At 42.3% G+C, this 17343-nt stretch carries 22 protein-coding genes; 4 read left to right on the top strand and 18 right to left on the bottom strand.

Annotated elements, in window-relative coordinates:
• Positions 1-234: 234 nt before the first annotated feature.
• Together trkA and AB5Y61_RS07605 are read left to right on the top strand one after the other, a co-directional pair.
• Positions 235-1590, top strand: coding sequence for a Trk system potassium transporter TrkA (trkA, locus tag AB5Y61_RS07600; RefSeq protein ID WP_368403729.1), 1356 nt, complete (start codon positions 235-237; stop codon positions 1588-1590).
• Positions 1591-1595: 5 nt separating this feature from the next.
• Positions 1596-3035 carry a TrkH family potassium uptake protein gene (locus AB5Y61_RS07605; protein WP_324738313.1) on the top strand — a complete coding sequence of 480 codons (1440 nt, stop codon included), beginning with the start codon at positions 1596-1598 and terminating at the stop codon, positions 3033-3035.
• Between the two features lie 223 nt (positions 3036-3258).
• On the opposite strand, the gene yidD is transcribed toward AB5Y61_RS07605, so the two are convergent.
• From yidD to AB5Y61_RS07675, 14 genes are all read right to left on the bottom strand, one after another.
• Positions 3259-3501: a membrane protein insertion efficiency factor YidD gene (gene yidD / locus AB5Y61_RS07610; protein ID WP_324738312.1), complete on the bottom strand. Its 243-nt coding sequence runs from the start codon at positions 3499-3501 to the stop codon at positions 3259-3261.
• On the bottom strand, positions 3498-4229 hold the full coding sequence (locus AB5Y61_RS07615) for a pseudouridine synthase (protein WP_013904014.1): 732 nt from the start codon (positions 4227-4229) through the stop codon (positions 3498-3500). The genes yidD and AB5Y61_RS07615 overlap by 4 nt, the downstream gene beginning before the upstream one ends.
• Entirely contained in the window at positions 4219-4788 is a 570-nt protein-coding gene (gene scpB, locus AB5Y61_RS07620) for an SMC-Scp complex subunit ScpB (RefSeq protein WP_368403730.1), read from the bottom strand. The genes AB5Y61_RS07615 and scpB overlap by 11 nt, the downstream gene beginning before the upstream one ends.
• A complete protein-coding gene (locus AB5Y61_RS07625; protein ID WP_368403731.1) occupies positions 4772-5491 on the bottom strand; it encodes a segregation/condensation protein A in 720 nt (239 codons plus the stop codon). The genes scpB and AB5Y61_RS07625 overlap by 17 nt, the downstream gene beginning before the upstream one ends.
• Entirely contained in the window at positions 5491-6222 is a 732-nt protein-coding gene (gene xerD, locus AB5Y61_RS07630; protein ID WP_368403732.1) for a site-specific tyrosine recombinase XerD, read from the bottom strand. The genes AB5Y61_RS07625 and xerD overlap by 1 nt, the downstream gene beginning before the upstream one ends.
• Positions 6219-6680 carry a cyclic-di-AMP-binding protein CbpB gene (gene cbpB / locus AB5Y61_RS07635; RefSeq protein WP_368403733.1) on the bottom strand — a complete coding sequence of 154 codons (462 nt, stop codon included), beginning with the start codon at positions 6678-6680 and terminating at the stop codon, positions 6219-6221. The genes xerD and cbpB overlap by 4 nt, the downstream gene beginning before the upstream one ends.
• Positions 6677-7198, bottom strand: coding sequence for a metallophosphoesterase (locus tag AB5Y61_RS07640; RefSeq protein WP_195487480.1), 522 nt, complete (start codon positions 7196-7198; stop codon positions 6677-6679). The genes cbpB and AB5Y61_RS07640 overlap by 4 nt, the downstream gene beginning before the upstream one ends.
• Complete coding sequence (locus tag AB5Y61_RS07645; protein ID WP_368403734.1) at positions 7174-8151, bottom strand: nucleoside-triphosphate diphosphatase; 978 nt, start codon at positions 8149-8151, stop codon at positions 7174-7176. Before AB5Y61_RS07645 ends, AB5Y61_RS07640 begins: the two co-directional genes overlap by 25 nt.
• Complete coding sequence (gene racE / locus AB5Y61_RS07650) at positions 8148-8942, bottom strand: glutamate racemase (protein WP_320909798.1); 795 nt, start codon at positions 8940-8942, stop codon at positions 8148-8150. The genes AB5Y61_RS07645 and racE overlap by 4 nt, the downstream gene beginning before the upstream one ends.
• 77 nt (positions 8943-9019) lie before the next feature.
• Positions 9020-9265: a YneF family protein gene (locus AB5Y61_RS07655; RefSeq protein ID WP_195487481.1), complete on the bottom strand. Its 246-nt coding sequence runs from the start codon at positions 9263-9265 to the stop codon at positions 9020-9022.
• A gap of 55 nt (positions 9266-9320) precedes the next feature.
• Complete coding sequence (locus AB5Y61_RS07660; RefSeq protein WP_368403735.1) at positions 9321-10571, bottom strand: diaminopimelate decarboxylase; 1251 nt, start codon at positions 10569-10571, stop codon at positions 9321-9323.
• 95 nt (positions 10572-10666) lie between these two features.
• A complete protein-coding gene (locus AB5Y61_RS07665; RefSeq protein WP_003008369.1) occupies positions 10667-11353 on the bottom strand; it encodes a Bax inhibitor-1/YccA family protein in 687 nt (228 codons plus the stop codon).
• A 28-nt stretch (positions 11354-11381) separates the two neighbouring features.
• Positions 11382-11873: an HDIG domain-containing metalloprotein gene (locus AB5Y61_RS07670; RefSeq protein WP_368403736.1), complete on the bottom strand. Its 492-nt coding sequence runs from the start codon at positions 11871-11873 to the stop codon at positions 11382-11384.
• An 82-nt stretch (positions 11874-11955) separates the two neighbouring features.
• Positions 11956-12702, bottom strand: coding sequence for a TrmH family RNA methyltransferase (locus AB5Y61_RS07675; RefSeq protein WP_368403737.1), 747 nt, complete (start codon positions 12700-12702; stop codon positions 11956-11958).
• Positions 12703-12775: 73 nt separating this feature from the next.
• On the opposite strand from AB5Y61_RS07675, the gene AB5Y61_RS07680 reads away from it, so the two are divergent.
• Both AB5Y61_RS07680 and yidC read left to right on the top strand, forming a co-directional pair.
• On the top strand, positions 12776-13054 hold the full coding sequence (locus tag AB5Y61_RS07680; protein ID WP_303471590.1) for an acylphosphatase: 279 nt from the start codon (positions 12776-12778) through the stop codon (positions 13052-13054).
• A 77-nt stretch (positions 13055-13131) separates the two neighbouring features.
• Positions 13132-14049 (top strand): membrane protein insertase YidC, encoded by a 918-nt coding sequence (yidC, locus tag AB5Y61_RS07685; RefSeq protein WP_013904026.1) that lies wholly within the window; start codon positions 13132-13134, stop codon positions 14047-14049.
• A gap of 156 nt (positions 14050-14205) precedes the next feature.
• Here yidC and greA read toward each other — a convergent pair whose 3' ends face one another.
• The 4 genes from greA to AB5Y61_RS07705 are packed head-to-tail and all read right to left on the bottom strand — an operon-like array spanning position 14206 to position 17267.
• Positions 14206-14688, bottom strand: coding sequence for a transcription elongation factor GreA (gene greA / locus AB5Y61_RS07690; RefSeq protein ID WP_013904027.1), 483 nt, complete (start codon positions 14686-14688; stop codon positions 14206-14208).
• 57 nt (positions 14689-14745) lie between these two features.
• Positions 14746-16272 carry an endolytic transglycosylase MltG gene (gene mltG / locus AB5Y61_RS07695; protein WP_439145120.1) on the bottom strand — a complete coding sequence of 509 codons (1527 nt, stop codon included), beginning with the start codon at positions 16270-16272 and terminating at the stop codon, positions 14746-14748.
• A gap of 59 nt (positions 16273-16331) precedes the next feature.
• Positions 16332-16841: a GNAT family N-acetyltransferase gene (locus AB5Y61_RS07700; RefSeq protein ID WP_368403739.1), complete on the bottom strand. Its 510-nt coding sequence runs from the start codon at positions 16839-16841 to the stop codon at positions 16332-16334.
• Between the two features lie 12 nt (positions 16842-16853).
• Positions 16854-17267, bottom strand: coding sequence for a GNAT family N-acetyltransferase (locus AB5Y61_RS07705; RefSeq protein ID WP_368403740.1), 414 nt, complete (start codon positions 17265-17267; stop codon positions 16854-16856).
• Positions 17268-17343: the final 76 nt, after the last annotated feature.

Genomic DNA, 17343 nt, shown 5'->3' on the forward strand with positions numbered 1-17343 from the left:
GAGGTAAATCAACGAAGGTACTTTTTAAGTATATCACTTTTGAAGCTCCTGTCAATAGTTTTTTTAGATTTTTTTAAGAAACTTTATCAAAGTTTTCGTTCCCTCCTCATTCTTCTATTTTGACAATTTTTCCCACTTGTTCTTAGCTTGGTATAATTCCTCCAGAAAGTCCTTAAAATAGATGAATTTTTCTTGAAAATAGAGTATGATAGAAGCATACTCTGGAGGTAATCTATGAAAATTATTGTTGTTGGTGGAGGAAAGGTCGGAACGGCCCTTTGTCGTTCTCTCGTTGCTGAAAACCACGATGTTATTTTGATCGAAAAAGACGAATCCGTTCTCAACCATATTACCAAACGGTTTGATATCATTGGGATTTTAGGAAATGGCGCAAACTTCAAGATCTTGGAGCAAGCAGATGTTGAAGACTGCGATATCTTCGTTTCCATGACCGAGTACGACGAAGTGAACATGGTTTCTGCTGTTTTAGCTAAAAAAATGGGAGCCAAAGAAACCATCGTTCGGGTGCGGAATCCGGAATATTCCAATTCCTACTTCAAGGAAAAAAATATCTTGGGCTTCTCCCTAGTTGTCAATCCTGAATTGCTGACAGCTCGTTATATTGCTAATATCATTGACTTCCCAAATGCCCTTTCTGTGGAGCATTTTGCAAATGGTCGTGTAGCCTTGATGGAATTTAAGATCCGACCAGATAGTAATCTCTGCAATATGAGCCTCTCCCAATTCCGCAAGAAATATGGAAACGTCATTGTGTGTGCTATCGAACGGGGAAATGAGCTCACGATTCCAAACGGAGACTTTGTTTTGCAGCCCCAAGACAAGATTTTCGTGACAGGAAATCGGATCGATATCGTTCTCTTCCACAACAATGTCCGACCTCAAGTCATTAAGAGCATGATGATGATTGGTGCCGGAAAAATTGCCTACTATTTGCTCAATATTCTCCAAGATGTCCGTCGCAAGATCGATCTCAAGGTCATCGAGGTCAATCGCAAACGAGCTGAATTCTTTAGCCAAGAATTCCCTGACCTCTATGTGGTTCATGGAGACGGAACTGCTAAGGATATCCTCTTAGAAGAAAGTGCCAACAACTACGATGCTGTGGCCACTTTGACAGGAGTTGATGAGGAAAACATCATCACCTCCATGTTCCTGGATTCTATTGGCGTCAAAAAGAACATCACCAAGGTTAACCGAACCAGCCTGTTAGAGATTATTGGGGATCAGGATATGACCAGTATCGTCACTCCAAAACGCATTGCTGTGGATACCATCATGCACTTTATTCGTGGACGCTACAATGCACAGTTCTCAAACTTAGAGGCTCTACACCATGTTGCAAATGGCCGGATCGAAACCTTACAATTCCAAATCAAGGAAGATAATAAACTAACCCAAGGGCCACTATCCGAATTGAAATTGAAAAAAGGGGTTCTAATCGCTGCGATTATTCGAAACGGCAAGGCTATTTTCCCGAATGGAGATGATCATTTAATGGTGGGAGACCGAATTATCGTGACCACCTTGATTCAAAATGTCACTAAAATCTACGATCTACTTGAGAGGTAAGCCTGATGAATAGAAGCATGATTCGTTACCTCTTATCCAAACTCCTCTTAATCGAGGCAGGTCTCCTAATCGTTCCCCTAGTGGTCGCTGCAATCTATCGGGAACCTGCCAAGGTCTTTATCTCTATTGGAGCAACCATGGCCATCTTACTTGGACTTGGACTTCTTGGGAGTTTTCAAAAACCCAAAGACTTTCATATCTATGCCAAGGAAGGAGTCCTAATTGTGGCCCTCTGTTGGATCTTATGGTCCTTCTTTGGTGCCCTTCCCTTTGTTTTTTCCGGACAAATCCCAAACATCATCGATGCCTTCTTTGAAATTAGCTCGGGCTTTACAACAACAGGGGCAACGATTTTAGATGATGTCAGTGTCCTTAGTCACTCCCTTCTCTTTTGGCGCAGTTTTACCCACTTAATCGGAGGGATGGGAGTATTGGTTTTTGCTCTGGCTATTATGGACAACAACAAGAACAGCCACCTGGAAGTCATGAAGGCAGAAGTTCCTGGTCCAGTTTTTGGAAAAGTGGTTTCCAAATTAAAAAGCACGGCTCAAATCCTGTATTTCTTGTACTTGGGTTTGTTCTTCCTCTTTGTGGTTCTTTATTTCCTTGCCGGCATGCCCCTTTATGATAGTTTTGTCATCGCCATGGGGACAGCTGGTACTGGGGGCTTTACCGTCTTTAATGATGGGATCGCTCACTACAACAGTAGTCTAATTACCTATTTGGTCAGTATCGGGGTCTTGGTCTTTGGGGTTAACTTTAACCTCTACTACTTCCTTATGATCCGAAAATTCAAGGCCTTCTTTAAAGATGAGGAATTGCGGACCTACATCACTATTGTAATCCTATCTAGCGTATTGATTGCCTACAATTGCCTTCACCTTTATGCTAATGTTGCGAAGAGCTTTGAGATTTCCTTCTTCCAAGTTTCCAATATCATCACCACAACCGGTTTTGGTTATGGGACAACGGAAAAATGGCCTCTTTTCTCACAATTTATCCTCTTGATGCTGATGGTGGTCGGTGGTTCTGCTGGCTCGACTGCTGGTGGGCTAAAAGTCATTCGCTTCTTGACCTTATGGAGAATTGCTAAAAATCAGGTGCTTTCAACCTTGTCTCCCAATCGGGTGCTGACCCTACATGTCAATGATACCGTACTCGATAAGGACACCCAACACCGGATCCTTAAATACTTTACAATATATAGTTTTATTACGATCGGCTTACTTTTTGTAGTGAGTCTAGACAACAATAACTTCATGACGGTTGTCAGTGCTGTCTTTAGTTGTTTCAACAACATTGGACCTATGATTGGTACGGGCCAAACCTTCTCCATCTTTAGTCCGATTTCAAAACTGTTACTTTCCTTAGCCATGATTGCCGGACGGCTTGAAATCTATCCAATGATTCTGCTCTTCCTTCCTAAAACATGGTCTAAACGCTGATAAAACGAGAGTGTTATAAAAAAATGAGGCTGGGACAAAAGTCCTAGCCTCTTAATTGTTTTTGGATTGTCGAGCAAGACGCAGTGGTTGAGTGGGCTCTACAACGCTGATTTCATCAGCATTTACAGCCCTACTCAACTGTGCGGAGGTGGGACAACGAAATCGAATTCTAACGAATTACCGATTTCTGTCCCACTCTCATTTCTGTTTATTTGTGATCGTCCTACTTTGATTCTTCATTTCGCTTCAAACTAAAATGGTCTGGCAAGGGGTCTGGTCCCGCTTGGGTACCCGGATGGCATCGCAAGATTCTAGCAACCCCCATCAAGACACCTTTCACACCAAAGCGTTCAATCGCTTGGATCATATAATTGGAACAGGTCGGTTGAAAGCGACAAGAAGGCGGAAATAGGGGAGAGATCCATTTTTGATAGCCTCTGACCATAGCAATCAGGATTTTTTTCATGATTTTTTAGATTTAGTCACTGCTAGATTGTGCAACTGGCTAATTTCTTTTTTGTTCAAGCGACGGTATTCACCCGGACGAAGTCCTGAGACATCTAGGTTTCCAAACTGGGTTCGGGAGAGTTTGTCCACTAAAAGTCCTACAGCTTCAAACATCTTTTTGACCTGGTGGTTGCGCCCTTCATGAATGGTCAACTGAACCACTGAACGGTTCTTTTCAACATCCACTTTTAAGATCTCGTAAGTCGCTGGCTTGGTTTTCTTGCCATCAATGGTCACCCCTCGTGTCAAGGGACGCAAATTTTCCTTATTGGCAATCCCTTTGACACGCGCCACATAGACCTTATCAATCTCATTACGTGGGTGAATCATCTCATCTGTAAAATCACCATCATTGGTCAAAATCAAGACACCAGATGTATCCCAGTCCAAACGTCCTACTGGATAGATGCGCTCTGGCACTTGAGATAAAAGGTCAACGACTGTTGTCCGCCCTTTATCATCCGATACACTAGAGATGACGCCACGTGGCTTATTTAAAAGATAGTAGACCTTTTCTTCGTTGTAGATTGGAGTACCTTCTACTTCAACCTGATCACCGGTCTTAATAATGGTCGCTAATTCACGCACAACTTGGCCATTTACTGTCACCAAGCCTTGCTTGATCAGTTCTTCGGCCTTGCGACGACTAGCCACGCCTGCATGGGCAATATATTTGTTAATTCTCATCTAGTTCCTCTGTTCTCTCTGAAAATAATTGACCTTCCTCTGAATCGATGTCCACTTCTTCAACCTTTGGTAATTCCTCCAAATGATTGATTCCCATATAATCCAAAAAATACTCCGTCGTGACATACAAATTGGGACGCCCGAGGACTTCTTTTTTCCCATCCTCTCGGATCAGATCAAATGACAGTAGTTTGGTAATGGCACCGCTGGAATTGACACCCCGAATATCATCGACCTCCACACGGGTGATCGGTTGCTTATAAGCAATGATTGATAAGGTTTCGAGGGCAGCCCGAGACAAACTTTGATTCATGGGCGTTCTAGAATAGTCTCGTAAAACCGAAGCGTAGTCTGCCTTTGTCACCAATTTATAACGGGAAGCTGTCTCCATCAAACACAGACTCGTATCTGTGTCCTCCTGGTATTTTTGGCTTAATTTTTCTAAACTTTGCACCACACCTGTCGGAGGTAAAGAGAGAAGGTCTGCGATTTGTCTGGCAGTAATTCCTTCTTCACCCGCTACAAATAAGAGTGCTTCAATTTCAGCTAATTTGCTCATGTTCAATCCTATTTAAGTAAATTTCTCCAAAAGCCCTATCCTGTACCACTGTGACCTCTTGGATCTTGATCAATTCAAGGGTTGCAAGAAATAAGGTAATGACCTCTTGGAGATCCGCTGCTTCTAGAAACAAGTCCTGCAAGAGAACTTGTGAGCGATCGTAGAATCGGTGACGCAGCTGGTCCATCAGATCTTCAATCTTGTATTCATCCTTTACAATGGTTGTATGGTTCTGACGGAATTCTTCTTTTTTCTTGGTCAATAGCTTTGAGAAAGCCAAGAAGAGATCCACTGTGGTGCGATCATGAAGTAATTCGGTATCGTCATAAATCAATTCCATCTTTGGTTTTGAATAATAGAGGGCGCGCTCTTCGTGCTGTGAGGCCATCAACTCTCCTAATTGCTTGTAAGTACGGTACTCTTCCAATTGAGAAAGGAGGTCCTGCTCGAGATCCTCTGCTTCATCCATCTCCTCTGCAACCTTAGGAAGAAGTCTTCGACTCTTGATCAAGGTTAGTTGACTAGCCATCAGCATGTATTCTCCTGCTACCTCTAGTTTCATCGCCTGGAGGGTCGCCAGATAAGCCAGATACTGTTCGATCACCTCAATCAAGGGGACCTCATAAATATCCATCTGGTATTTAGAGACCAAGTGGAGCAAGAGGTCCAAAGGCCCTTCAAAATCTTTAATTTTAATATCCATTATTTATATTTTTCTAATGTCACCATGGTTTTTAGGCCCAATTCACGCGCAATACTAAAGAGATCCACACCGAGTTCACGTTGTTTCAAAATATATTGCTCACGAATCGATTGTGCCGAAAGGTCTTGATTCCCTTTTTCGATCAAGAAGGCTTCTAATTGTCGGAATCCCCACTGACGGGAGTAGCATTTTCCTTTATTATCAAAGAGATAAACACCATCTAGGAAAAGTTGCAACTCATCCAGTAAAGGCTCTGGAACCTTTAAAACCCGTTTTTGGCCATCTTTGCCCACTCGAATGACATGAAAGTCCAGCTGAATATCTTCGACTTTGACTTGGAGGATCTCACTTGGCAACAAGCCCATCTCCAGAATCAACAAGGCCATCAAGCGTCCCTGTGGGTTAGTTGATTCATCCCAAAAATGGGTCAGATCCAACAATTCCCGATCATGGGTCTTGGCCGGTTGAATTTTAGGCAATACCAAACGATGGTATTCAGAAATAAAGCGTTCTTGATACAAATAATATAAAAATTGGTTGACGGCGGATAATTTTCGTTTTTGAACCGCCGGTTTAAAATCTTTAATCGAAGCTTGGTAAATTCTCAAATTTGTCGGTGTCACTTTTCCATGGATCGACTCAATAAATTGGTCCAAATCATAGAAATAGGCAGACTGAGAATTTTCACTTAATTCTTTTTGATCAATAAAACTTGCAATAAATTCTTTCATTTTGGAATCATCTCGTATTCATTTGAAAAACCATGCAGGAGCGAATTGATGGCTTTAAGAATCGATTTCCGTGTAATAATCCCTTGGAAATAGCCTTCTTCATCCACCACCGAAAGGAAGGAGTCATCCACCAACTTGTGCAGGACTTCTGTCAAATTGAAGTCCAAGCCGATGACCCCGACCTCCTTCTTTGTAACGTCTACGATATCCATCGAAGCAAAAGTCTCCTCAGGAATCTCGTGTTTCAATTGATAAGATAGAATATCCGTTAGGGAGATCGTCCCCACAAACTTGCGTTCATCCGTCACTACCGGAATACGACTATAGCTAATCTGGCTCAACAACAAGACAGCATGGTCTACATTGTGGTTATCAATCAAGACCGCTAAATTTTTGGCTGGAGTTAAGAACGTCTCTTCCTGCGCCAGCAAGAAACGTTCAAATTCCTTTGCTATCATCTGCTAAACTCCTTTGTCAATTCAGGATACAATACATGGTCTCTCGTATAATACTCTACCTTGTAATGAGAATCATCTATCTCAATTTTAGCATAGAGACACTCTCGAATCAGACCGCGTGGCTGACTGATCGATCCAGGATTCACAAAGAGGGTTCTTCCTTCCTTCCAAGCATCTGGGATATGAAGGTGGCCGTAAAGACAGATATCTGCTTCTTCCTCTTGGGCCCACAGATCCAATTTTTGAAAACTAAAATTGATCTGGAAGAGATGCCCATGGGTCTGGATGATTCGTGTTGGTCCTAGTTGGGTCACCAAGCGTTCTGGATAGCCCTCATAAAAATCCATGTTCCCTTGAACAACGTGAATCCCTTCCCAGACAGGATCGTCACTTTTTAGCTCAGAATCCCCATTGTGAAAGATCCCATCGACCTGGCCTAGGTATTTTTCTTTAATAGCTTCAACAATGGAGCGGTCTCCATGCGAGTCACTCATCACGATGATTGTTTGCTTTGCCATGATGGAAATACCTCCAATAACTTTTTAACAGCTAAAGCACGATGCGATTGTGTATTTTTTTCTTCAAGTGTTAATTCAGCGGCAGCACGGCCCGTTTCCCCAACTAAGAAGAGTGGATCATAGCCAAACCCGTTTTCACCCTTAGGTTCAAAATTAATATACCCTGGCCAATCAGCTTCAACCACCAAGCTTTCCTTGCCTGGCCTTGCGACCACCAAGGTCGTATGGAACTGGGCTGAACGGTCTTTCAAGTCAAAGACCATGGCCAATTCGTGCAACAATTTCGCATTGTTTTCCGCATCTGTCGCACCAACTCCCGCAAAGCGAGCTGACCAAACCCCTGGTAAGCCTCCTAAGACATCTACCTTCAAACCTGAATCATCCGCTAAGACTGTTTTCCCAGTTAGCTCTGCGATGGTTTCAGCTTTTAGCCGAGCATTCTCCTCAAAGGTCATTCCTGTTTCTTCGACTTCTGGAAGCTCTGGATACTGATTGAGGTTTTCCACTTCAAAGCCTAGCTTTTCAAACATATTACGGAATTCTTTGGTTTTTCCCTCATTTCGAGTCGCAATAAGAATCGTATCTTTGACCTTGTCTTGCCCTAAAAAAGCTTCCAAATCCACCCCATCACTTGGCAAATGCAAATAGAGCAATTTCCCTTTTTCAACCAAGAGCAAGGCACCTTGACGCTGGACAATTTCAAAAGATCTTCCCTTGACTTCATTCAAGATTTTCGTCAAAAAGGTTAGGAAACGAAAGGCTGATCCATAGCGCATCACCGATAGATTGAGAGGAAATCCTTCAGGATCCTTGGCAAAGAGAAGTTCCAGCTGGTCTAACAGAGTGGAAGCTTCCGCAGGCACTTGACTAAATTGGTTGTAGTCTGCATCTTCTCCCCATTGGGCAATATACCAATCTTGGGAATCTTTGTATTCAAATAGTTTGTCACTCATAAATTTATGTGCTCCACATTCACTGAACGTTCTAGCCATTTTTCGGCAATCGCTGCAAAGCTATTGGCATTTGCAGTGGTATAAAAGCGGTGGGTCTGCTCTAAGAGTTCGCGACTCTTATTGAGCTCAAAATAGTTTAATAAAACGGAAATATCCCGAACACACTCTGCCCCACTATCAATCAATTTGACATCCGGTCCCATCACATTTTGAATGATCGGTTTTAAAAGGGGATAATGGGTGCATCCCAAGACTAAGGTATCAACCTTTCCAACTAGTGGTTTTAGGGTTTCGTAAACCACCTTTTTGGTCACACTGGATGCCAACTCGTTTGATTCTACTAAAGGAACAAACTTGGGACAAGCTAAACTGGTGACTTTCATATCTGGTGCCAGACTTTGAATCTTCTCTTTATAAATTCCAGAAGAAACTGTCATCGGTGTCCCAATGACCCCAATTTTTTGATGGGTCGTTGATTTAATGGCTGCAGAAGCTCCGGGCAAGATCACTCCTAAAACAGGAATATCAAGTTTTTCCTTGACTTCTTCCCAAACCACTGCAGTCGCTGTATTACAAGCTAAAACAATCATCTTGACATTTTTGGTCAGAAGGAAGTTCACCATCTGCCAAGTATACTCGCGAATTTGGTCTGCTGGTCTAGGACCATAAGGTGCACGCGCTGAATCTCCAATATAGACGACATCTTCGTGAGGAAGCTGACGGAGCAATTCGCGGACAACAGTCAAGCCCCCTACTCCAGAATCTAAAAAACCAATCGGTCGGTTATCCATATCTCTTCCTTCCAAAAGGAGGGACTAAGAAATTCCTCCAAGCCCCTCTCATTTATTATCGTGAGATTGCCCCACTCTTATTTTTTCTTGTTTTTCGCCATTGCTGATTTTTGTTGGTTCATAATTTGGCGATAGACTTGTTGAACTTTTGCTTCGCTTGGACGTTGGCCACTCGCACCTAAAAGTGTGCGGACTGCTTCAACATTCAAACGGGGATTTGATGCAAATTCTTTTTCAAATTGACGACGAAGCAAGAACATTCCTGCAACCATCCCACCAAAGAAAGCTAAAATAATCAACAAAATTCCTAAAAAGAGATTCATACAATTTTCTCCGATCCATTATTTTTACATAACTATCATTATATCAGACAATCGCTTATTTTTCAATGTCAAAGCCGTAGAGTGTCGCAAGATAATCTTCTGGTTTTTCTGCTCGACGAATCAAACGGGCCTGCCCATCTTCTTGAAGCAAAACTTCTGCAGAACGCAATTTGGCATTGTACTGATACCCCATTGAAAATCCATGAGCTCCGGTGTCATGGATCACGAGCAAATCTCCAATCTCCGTCACTGGTAGTTCTCGTTGTTTAGCAAATTTATCGTTATTTTCACAGAGACTTCCCACGACATCGACCACTTCAGTCGGTCCATCTGGACGATCCATATTGGTAATATGGTGATAGGCTCCGTACATAGCTGGTCTAAGAAGATTGACAGCTGAAGCATCAACGCCAACATAGGTCCGATAGGTCTTCTTTTTATGGGTCACAGTCGTCACTAAAAGACCGTGTGAAGCTAGCATAAAGCGACCAAGTTCGGTATAGATTTTCACATGGCCAAGTCCTGCCGGTTTGAGAATCTCATCAAACACACGATGCACGCCTTCCCCAATAATAGCAATATCATTTGGTTCTTGCTCTGGTTTGTAATTGACCCCAACTCCACCAGAGAGGTTGATGAAGCCCAAGTGAACACCTGTTTTCTCGACAACTTCGACTGCCAATTCAAAAAGTTGACGCGCTAGCTCTGGATAGTAATCGTTGGATACAGTATTAGAAGCTAATAAAGCGTGAATGCCAAACTCTTCCACACCTAGTTCTTTCAACTCGATAAAGGCTTGGATCAATTGCTCCTTGGTCATTCCAAACTTGGCTTCTTCCGGATTGTCCATAATATCAGTTCCCAGTTCAAAGACTCCACCAGGATTATAGCGACATGAGATGACCTTGGGAATGCTGGTCACAGACTTCAAGAAAGCAATGTCTTCATAGGCATCCAGATTGATAGTTGCCCCTAATTCTCTAGCATAGACAAATTCATCAGCTGGCGTGTTATTCGAAGAAAACATGATCTCTTTTCCACTAAAGCCAAGTTTATCTGCCATTAACAATTCGACGTAGCTGGCAGTGTCAACCCCACAGCCCTCTTCTTGCAAAATTTTTAGGATCGATGGGTTCGGAGTCGCCTTGATGGCAAAGTATTCTTTAAATCCTTCATTCCAAGCAAAAGCTCGATGGAGGGCACGAGCCGTTTCACGAATTCCTGCTTCATCATAGAGATGAAAAGGGGTAGGAAATTCTTGGGTCAGGCTTTCTAATTGTTCACGGGTTACAAAAGGTATTTTCATAAGTACTCATTTCTATTCTGTAGTCACTATAAGTATAGCACAAGTCGGAAGACAAAAAAAGCCGAGGCTATTGCCCCAGCTCAATCTCTCTTTGATTAGTCGTTTCTTCCGAAGATACGAAGAAGGCTGATAAAGAGGTTGATAAAGTCAAGATACAGTTCCAAAGCCATGGCCACTGCCCAGCCTGTCGCGGGTTGACCATTGGTTTGATCATAGACATAGCGGATTTTTTGGTTATCCCAAGCTGTCAATCCTGCAAAGAGGAAGACAGAAATAATACTCAAGATATAATCCATGCCAGAACTTCTCAAGAACATGTTCACAACAGAAGCGATGATCACACCGATCAAGACTCCCATCAAGGCACGTCCCATTCCAGAAAGGTCTTTTTTCACGACGCGTCCGATAGCTCCCATGACAATAAACATCAAGGCACTGACCAAGAAAGCCTTATAAACCGTCGCTTGCATGTAGCGCGCAATGATAAAGCTCAACGTAAAGCCATTCAAAGCTGAGTAGATCAAGAAGATTGGAAGAGCAGACGGACTGTTTTTAACAGCCTTCCCACTGGCAACAAAGACCAAGATCAATTCTACAACGACTGCTGCGTAGTAAACCATTGGTGCTGTTGTCAAGATTTGAACGAAGAAATCTTGAAAGACTGTCATCATCAGGCCAGACACAAGGGCTGAAATCCCAACACCAATTCCTACTAATGAATAGATTTTGTTATAAAAAGCATTCAATCCACTTTGTTCTTGGATTACTGAATCATTATACATATAAACAAGTTCCTTTCAAATTTGTTTACTACGATTTTAACATTTTTCGATGAAAAAATCTCTTTTTGGCCATCTTTTTCCGCCAAGGTTCGGAAGCTTCCTTAACAGCCCAGTATTTATCCACCATCGTCACCACGAAAGATTCTTTGTAGCGAGGCGGGGCAAGGGTAGCACCCCACATGTGTTTAACAATGATGTCTTCTTCCTTAGCATTAAGATCTGTAATCTTTCGCGCATTTCTCACGGCAATGCGTGGATGAATCCAGGCGTGACTCTTGGTAAACTTAGTCTCACGCCAATCATAGTAAAAAAGGTCATGCAAGAGGCCACCCCGAGCCGTACTTTTAGCATCCCAGCCAAATTTTTTAGCCAGTTTATAACTAGTATAGCTAACATGAATGGAATGCTCCAAACGATTGGAATGAATATGATGAGGAATGTCGGCTAATTTTTGAACCTTCGGATGCTGGATCAGATGTCCCACATAGTTCATGTATTCTTTGTCACGATGATATTGCATCAGATCACCACCTTTCCTTGATAGGCTCTCCCAATAAGATTTCCACCAATTTCTTTTTTCAATTTAAGTATACTGCTTTTTCTCAAAAATTCCTTAAATGAAACATCAAAATTCCAGCTGCTACTGCAACATTCAAACTCTCAGCCCGACCCGGCATGGTAATATGAACCAGCTGGTCTGCTTGTGCCGCCATTTCCTGGCTAATGCCATTTCCTTCATTCCCCATAACCAGGATAAACTGATCGTTCTGAGGAAGCTGACGGTAGTCAATGGAAGCTTCTGAAAGCGTCGTTGCGAGAACTGCTAGATGAGATTGCTCAACTCGCTCCATAAGTTCTTCTCGGTCCATTTTCCAGATAGGGAGATGGAAATGACTGCCCTGCATGGATCGAAGAGTCTTGAGATTATAGAGATCTGCGGATGCTTTCGAAAGCATGACACCATCAAAGCCGGCTGCATCTGCTGTTCGAATCATGGTTCCCACATTACCTGGATCCTGGACATCCTCCAAATAGAGGTAGCGACCTTGTAACGGATCTGGAAGGACGGGTTGCTCTAGAAGAATCTCTGCGACAATTCCTTGAGGGGTCTTCGAATCAGCCAAGAGACTCAAGATCTCCGAAGTCACGACAGTGACGTTTTGGATATTCTCTACCCGGTCTAAATAGGGTTCTAAAACAAAGACCTGACGAATGATCGCCTGATTTTCTACTGCCTCTTCAAAGAGATGCCAGCCTTCAATGAGATAAGAATCTGTCCGGTATTTTTTTTGATGTAATTTTTTGGCATTTTTGATTACATTATTGGATTTAGACGTTATAATATTCATAGACCTATTATAGCACAAAGAAAAAGAAGAAATCATGCCTCAGATAGATTTCTTCGAGTCAAGGAGGATGCACATGCAAAAGGTAAAAATGATTGCCCAAGGACGGGTTCAAGGAGTTGGTTTTCGCTGGGGAGTCTACAGTCTTGCCTTGGAGATTGGTGGGATCACTGGCCGTGTCTGGAATAATGACGATGGGACGGTTGGTATTCTAGCTCAGGCAGAGTCTAGCAGTCAAATGGCCAAATTCATCCAAGAAATACGCAAAGGTCCTACGCCGTTTGCGCATGTGACTTATTTGGATGTTACGCTCGCAAACTTTGAAAACTATAAGGACTTCAAAATTTCAAATTAAGACTAGAGAACTATTGTGTATTTTCAAAAAAAACAGTAGAATAGAAAGGTAACATTTTAAAAAAGAAGGAACGATTTGTGAAAAAAAATAAACTTGCATTATTGGCATCGATGGGACTAGCTTCGCTCGTCTTCTTATCAGGATGCGTGAGTGTCGATCGGAAAACTGGAAATCCAACTGGATTGATTTGGAATCTTCTTGGCCGTCCAATGGGCGAAGCCATCAAATTCTTTGCTAATAACCTTGGCTTGGGCTTTGGGATCGGGATTATTATCGTCACCTTGATCGTGCGTTTAATCATCTTGCCACTTGGTTTGTACCAATCATGGAAGGCAACCTACCAATCTGAAAAGATGAACTACTTAAAACCCATCCTTGGCCCAATCCAAGAGCGCATGAAAAACGCTAGCACACAAGAAGAAAAGCTATTGGCACAACAAGAATTAATGGCTGCTCAACGTGAAAATGGGGTTAGCATGTTTGGTGGAGTTGGGTGTTTACCACTCTTGATCCAAATGCCATTCTTCTCTGCCCTCTTCTTTGCAGCTCAGCACACCAAAGGGGTAGCAGAAAGTAGTTTCCTTGGTATTGCTCTTGGAAAACCAAGCTTGCTCTTGACGGCTATCGTAGCGGTTCTCTACTATATCCAAAGTATGCTCTCTCTTCATGGGATTGAAGATGAAACCCAAAAGGAAAGTATGCGTAAAGCATCACTGATGAGCCCGATTATGATCGGTGTCTTCTCATTGATCTCTTCAGCCGGAGTGACTCTTTACTGGGTAGTCGGTGGGGTGATCCAAATTATCCAACAATTTGTCATCAACTACTTGATTCGTCCAAATCTTCGCAAGCGGGTCGCTGAGGAATACAAAAACAATCCTCCAAAAGCGACTAGTCACCGTGTGAAAAAAGACGTTACACCAACTGCGACGACACAAATTCAACACAAACCAAAAAACAACCGCAATGCAGGAAAACAACGCAATAGAAAGTAGTACGAACTACTAATTCTAGCGAAAATAGAGCAGCACTTGAACCTTGGGTTCAAGTGCTTTTTTTGATATCGTTCAGTCAGCAAAGAATTTTCACTCTCACAAAAAGATTAAGAGCACAAAAAAAGCAGGCCCTCTAGGAGAGCCTGCTTTTTATAGTTACGCTGTTTTTTCTACGTTCAAAATTTTCACTTGGTAGCTTCCAGCTGGTGTTTCAACAGTGACCACATCACCTGTTTTTTTACCAATCAAAGCGTGACCGATTGGGCTTTCGTTTGAGATCTTTCCTGCAAAAGCATCTGCTCCTGCTGAACCTACGATGCTGTATACTTCTTCATCTGTTTCGCCAACTTCTTGGACTGTAACGGTTTTTCCGATCGCTACTTCATCTACAGCAACTGCATCGCTATCGACGATTTCAGCATAGCGGATTTTTGTTTCCAAGCTTGAGATTTGACCTTCCACAAAAGCTTGTTCATCTTTTGCTGCTTCGTACTCAGAGTTTTCTGAGAGGTCACCGTATGAACGAGCGATCTTGATCCGTTCTACAACTTCAGGTCGACGGACCAATTTCAATTCTTCTAATTCTAGTTCTAATTTTTCTTTTTCTGCTAGGGTCATTGGGTATGTTTTTTCTGCCATTATACTTCTCTTTCTATTATTTGAATGAAAAAGCTGTGGACGCGCCACATGCTTTTTCTAGTTTGAACTTGCTTGTGTCAATTTACTATTGACGTGTTCTTCTACATTTTTATTGTGTTCTTCGTATGTCTTAGCGAAGAAGACTTCACCATTTTCGACATTTGCGACAAAATACAAGTAGTCTGTCTTACTTGGGTTCACCGCCGCTTCGATCGCTGATACTCCAGGGTTATCCACTGGACCAGGCATCAAACCGGTATTCTTATAAATATTATAAGGTGAATCCAGCTCTGTATCAATCGTTGCATCTTCTTTTAAGGTCGTCTTTTGACCAAGTTTCCCTTCTGCATAAAGAATTGCAATATTACTTTGCAAAGGCATGTCTTGGTTCAAACGGTTATAGAAGACACTTGCGATATCTTTGCGGTCTTGATCTGTCGCCCCTTCTTTTTCAACCAAGGAAGCAAGAGTCAATACTTCGTTTACATTGATGTTCTTGCTCTCAAGTGTTTCATAGTATGGAGTTAAGTTTTGATCCATGGCCGCAAGCATCTGATCGATCATTTCTTTCACTGTGGTATCTTTCCCATAGTTATAAGTAGCTGGGAAGAGATAACCTTCTAAACGGTAGCGAACACCAGAATCCTTACCTGGCAGATTCGCCAAGAGCTTAGGATATTTGGCCACCATCTTCTCAATAAAGGCATCATCTTGGACAGCCTTCAAGAAATCTTCTTTCTTAAATGGAGTCTTGCCTGCCTTCTTAGTGGAGACATCGGTAGTGATAGCCGTCGCAATCTGATCGATCGTATAACCTTCTGGAATCGTCACCTTCCCAAGAACTGGAGCCTGGGGAGTTTTGGTTCCCTCTTCCTGCAGTTTTTGGATGATGGTTTCTAAATCCATGCTCTTTTGCAAATTGAAGTAACCGGATTTGAAATTGCTATAGTTCTTGAACTTGGTATAGTAGTTAAAGAACTGGCCATTTTTCACGAGTCCTTTTTTCTCAAGGATCGCTCCAATCTCACGATTACTTGAACCTGCTGGAATCTCAACCGTTACGAATTCTGTTGCATTTTTATCCATTGGCTTGACAGCTGAATGGATATAGGTCACTGCAAAGATCCCTGTAGCCACGATCACAATCAGCAAAAGGCTGACCACTGTCCGCACAATTCGTTTAGCGATCTTATTTTGTTTCTTTTGTTTTTGTTGGCGCTGGTTACGAGAAGAGCGTGATAAACTTTCCTCTACCGATTCCTGACTTGGTTCTTTTTTAGCAGGCTTTGTAAGCTCACTCTTTTCTTCTACAGCAGGAGTCGCCTTTTCTGGCTCCACTGGTTCTTCTGTGGGAGCCACAACAGCTTCTTCTTTTGGAGGTGGTGTTGCTTCTTCCTCCTCTTTCAGTGAAGAAGGGGTTTCAATGCTTCGATCAGGTAGATCATACTCTTTTTCAATCTTTAGAAGTTGCTCATTGGCTTCTTCTAAGTCTCTGAGGATCTGCTCTTTGAAGCTTAATAACTTCTCACTGTCTTGTGATTTATCAGTCAAATAATTGACCTCCCTCATCATAATCCTTAATATTATATCTTAAAAGATTTAGAAAAGCAATACAAATCGCCCTTCTTCTTCAAAATACCTATTTAATTAAGGTTTTCATTTTTCCAGACCAGATTGTACCAAACTTCACCCGCATATTGGGATTCTGAAAGCCCCTCATTGGTAAACCCTTGTTTTTCATAATAAGGAATCAAATAATCATGACAGGTTAGATTGATCCCCTCACGGCCATCCTCCATCGCAATCTCTTTCATCGCTTCAAGCAAAAGGGTTCCCACTCCAAGTCCTTGGGCTTCTTTGACAATGGATAGACATGTAATAGAAATAAAGCCTCTCTCTATCTGACTGAGATCTTCGACCTCTGTAAAGGAGGCATCGATCAAATAACGCTCTGGTCTAACAGGTCCTTCTAGATAGCCTAAAATCTGACCCTCGCACTCGGCTACTAGAAAAGTCGTTTGGATCTTTTCAATATGATCTTTTAAAATCTCACGCTCAATCGCTTCTTCCTCTGAAAAATTTTCGAGTTCAATGCGCTCAATCGCATCCAAATCTTGCAGCTCTGCTTGTCGAATGTGAATCTTTTCTTTCATCATTTACTCCTTCTATCGTTTCCAAACCATACGGACACCTCGATCAGACTCAGCTTCATCTCGAAATCCTTGCTGGGCAAAATAAGAAAGTAAGTCTTCTGGGCAATCGATCCAAATGACTTTCTTTTCAATTTGAACAGCTAAATCCTTTAAAGCAGCGATCAGAATCGAACCGTATCCTTGAGCTTGAAAGGCTGGCCTCACTGCTAATCGCAATACGATTAGGTCATCCATTAAATGCTGGTATTCTGTCGCCAACAAGTAAGCCGCAATATCTCCATCCTGCTCTGCAAGAATAGAAAAGGCCAAATTAGAATCCAGTATTTCCTCTAGAGCAGTAATGTAGTCAAAGCATTCATTGTCATGAAGTTCTTCTTCTAGCAACAACAGCTGCTCTTGATCAGCTGGGGTGATTGATCGAATCATCATCCTACTTCCCTCGTTTCATGATTCTTCAGCAGACAGATAAATTTGAGTCTGGAACCACTCGATTCCAGACTCA

The organism is Streptococcus parasanguinis (assembly GCF_040908565.1).
Classification (GTDB): Bacteria; Bacillota; Bacilli; order Lactobacillales; family Streptococcaceae; genus Streptococcus; species Streptococcus parasanguinis_AC.